The 3,290-nt window shown below is 62.7% G+C and carries 3 protein-coding genes; all 3 read left to right on the top strand.

Annotated features, from left to right (window positions below; all coding sequences use genetic code 11):
• The first annotated feature begins 79 nt into the window (after positions 1-79).
• A complete protein-coding gene (locus tag AC1DT3_RS15965; protein ID WP_477466226.1) occupies positions 80-1,621 on the top strand; it encodes an ABC transporter ATP-binding protein in 1,542 nt (513 codons plus the stop codon).
• The gene (locus tag AC1DT3_RS15960) at positions 1,611-2,687 is read left to right on the top strand and encodes an ABC transporter permease (RefSeq protein ID WP_477466225.1); all 1,077 of its coding nucleotides are present in this window, start codon (positions 1,611-1,613) and stop codon (positions 2,685-2,687) included. The genes AC1DT3_RS15965 and AC1DT3_RS15960 overlap by 11 nt, the downstream gene beginning before the upstream one ends.
• Positions 2,684-3,290, top strand: a 607-nt coding sequence (locus tag AC1DT3_RS15955) for an ABC transporter permease (RefSeq protein ID WP_477466224.1), incomplete at its 3' end; no start/stop codon positions are given. The genes AC1DT3_RS15960 and AC1DT3_RS15955, both read left to right, overlap by 4 nt.

The raw sequence follows: 3,290 nt of genomic DNA, 5'->3' as shown, positions 1-3,290 counted from the left end.
ATTTTCAGTACCGGCAAGGTTCGAGTCGTGACATGGCTAGGCTCGGGTTTTGAAGGCCGCTTGGCTGGGAAAGTTCCATATGCATTCGACAGCGCCGGCTCTCGTCGAGCTGAAAGGCATCTCGAAACGGTACGGCGATCTTCTTGCCAATGACGGGATCGATCTGTCGATCGCTCCTGGCCAAATCCATGCCCTGCTCGGAGAGAACGGCGCCGGCAAATCGACCCTCGTGAAGATGCTCTACGGCGTGATAGAGCCGACAGCAGGGGAGATCCGGTGGGCGGGACGTCCCGTATCGCTCGCCTCTCCGGTGATAGCGCGTACGCTCGGCATCGGCATGGTGTTCCAGCACTTCTCTCTCTTCGACGAACTGACCGTCGCCGAAAATATCGCGATCGCGCTGCCAAAGACTTGGACTCTCGCACGCGTTCGCGCCCGACTCGGCGACATCAGCGAAGCCTACGGATTGTCGCTTGAACCCGACCGGGCGGTTTGGACACTCTCCGCGGGCGAGCGGCAGCGCATCGAGATCGTGCGATGCCTGTTGCAGAATCCAAAGCTGCTGATCCTGGACGAGCCGACCTCCGTCCTGACGCCGCAAGAAGCCGAGCACCTCTTCCTGACGCTCGAAAAACTCGCAGCCGACAATTGCGCGATCCTCTACATTTCCCACAAGCTCGAAGAGGTGCGCAGGCTCTGCCGCACCGCCACCATTCTGCGCGCCGGGCGGGTCACAGCGACGCTCGATCCGAGAGAACGCAGCGCTCGGGAGATCGCAGCTCTCATGGTCGGAAACGATGTCGGTGAGGTACGAGCACCACCACTGGCGATCGCCAACCGCGTCGAGGTCCTCAAGGTCAGCAGGCTATCGTTGCCGCCGACGGGACTGCACGGACAAGCGCTGACCGAGATCGATCTGACGGCGGTTGCCGGTGAAGTCGTCGGCATCGCCGGCGTCGCGGGCAATGGACAGAGCGAGCTTTTCGCCGGTCTTTCCGGGGAGATCGTCGTCGACGATGAAAGAGTCGTCGTCATCAACGGAAAGCCTTGCGGCCAACACGAGATCGATGCGCGCCGAAAACTCGGAGCTGCCTTCGTTCCGGAGGAGCGCCTCGGCCACGCGGCTGCGCCGACCCATCGGTTGAGCGAGAACATTCTCGTGTCCCATCATGACAGGGGCCTCGTCAGCGGAATTGGACTGATCGTTCTCAATGCGGCGCGAAAGATGGCGCGCTCGATCATACAAGGGTTCGATGTGCGTGCGCCGGGCGACGATGCGCAGGCGCGCAAGCTCTCGGGCGGAAACCTGCAGAAATTCGTCATCGGCCGCGAAATCATCCGTCAGCCCAAACTTCTCATCGTCAACCAGCCGACCTGGGGCGTCGATGCCGGCGCCGCCCGGCTCATTCGTCAGGCGCTCGTGGATCTGGCACGAGCGGGAAGCGCCGTTGTGGTGATCAGCCAGGATCTTGATGAATTGTTTGAGATCGCCGACCAACTCGCGGTCATCCATCACGGTCGCCTGAGTACCGTCAGGCCGGCCAATGAGTGGACACGGGAAGCGATAGGCCTCGAAATGCTCGGCGTCGGTCAAGCGCATGAGGCCAACAATGCGGCTTGATCTCGTTCCTCGTACCACGGTCTCCCCCGTGATGCGGGCGACTGCGCCCGTCATCGCGTTCCTCATTGCCTTCCTGATCGCCGGTTTCGTGATCTGGCTCATGGGACGCTCGCCAGCGGCCGCGTTCGACGTCTATGTCATGCAGCCGCTGAGCGATCCGTGGGCGATCCAGGAGCTGATCGTGAAAGCGACGCCGCTCACGCTCATCGCCATCGGCTTGTCCTATTGCTTTCGGGCCAACCTCTGGAACATCGGCGCCGAGGGGCAGTTCGTGATGGGCGCGCTGCTCGGGTCCTGGCTCGCTCTCGCGACGCACGATACGCAGGCTGGCGGATGGGTGATCGGCGGCATGCTGGTCTTGGGCATCATCGGTGGTGCGCTCTACGGCATGATCCCGGCATTCCTGAAGAACCGCTTTGGCGTGAACGAGATTCTGACGAGCCTCATGCTCGTCTACATCGCGCAGCTGACCCTCGACTATCTTGCGCGCGGCCCTTGGCGCGATCCCAAGGGATTCAATTTCCCGCAATCGGTGACGTTCGATGCGTCGGCGACGCTCCCGACATTGTTCGAGGGAAGCCGCGTGCATTACGGCGCGATCTTCGCGATCCTCGCGGTCGTCGTCACCTCCGTCGTCATGAGCCGCTCCCTGTTCGGATACCGCCTGCGGCTGACGGGAGACGCTCCGCGTGCGGCGCGATTTGCCGGGTTCAACACCAAGAAGACCACGCTCGCTGTGTTCGCAATATCGGGGGGCCTCGCCGGCCTTGCCGGAATCTGTGAGGTCTCGGGTCAGATTGGCCAGATCCAACCGTCCATTTCGCCGGGATACGGCTTCACGGCGATCACCGTGGCGTTTCTCGGACGCCTCAACCCGTTCGGCATTCTCGCCGCGGCTCTCGTCGTGTCGCTGACCTTCATCGGTGGTGAGAGCGCGCAGATTTTGCTCAAGCTGCCGCTCGATCTGACCCAGGCATTTCAGGGCATCCTGCTGCTGTGCGTTCTCTCAGCAGACGCACTGGTGAGCTATCGGGTCCGCCTCGTCACAAGGGGAGGGCGCGCATGACAACCTTCGAAGCAATTCTCCTGACGATCGTCACCGCGTCGACGCCCTTCCTTATCGCGTCCCTCGGCGAGCTCGTCGCGGAGCGTTCGGGCGTACTCAATCTCGGCCTCGAAGGCATGATGGCCATGGGCGCCGCGTGTAGTTTCGCCGCTGCGGTGACCTTCGATTCATCCTTGGTAGGCGTCGCCGCGGGAGCGCTGGCCGGCGCCCTCATGGCCGCGTTGTTTGCGCTCGTCGTGCTCGGCTTTGCCGCTAACCAGGTCGGGTCGGGTCTGGCTTTGACGATCCTGGGCCTGGGTCTGTCAGGCTTGATCGGTGCGCCTTTCGTAGGTGGCCGCCGCGACCCGATTGCGCCCCTGACCATTCCCGGCTTGAGTGATCTGCCGATCGTGGGCCGCCTCTTTTTTGCGCAGGATTTCTTCGTCTATGGATCGCTTCTGTTGACGATCCTCGTGGCGTACTTCCTCAACCGCACGCGTGCCGGCCTGACGCTTCGCTCGATCGGCGAGAGCCATGTTTCCGCCCACGCCCTGGGCCTTCCTGTACTTCGCACCCGCTTCCTCGCCGTCGTTTTCGGGGGTGCCTGCGCGGGCTTGGCCGGTG

The sequence above is a fragment of the Microvirga sp. P4_G7 genome (genome assembly GCF_056401005.1).
Note: the sequence above shows the minus strand (reverse complement) of the source record. Positions and strands in the feature narration are given on the sequence as shown.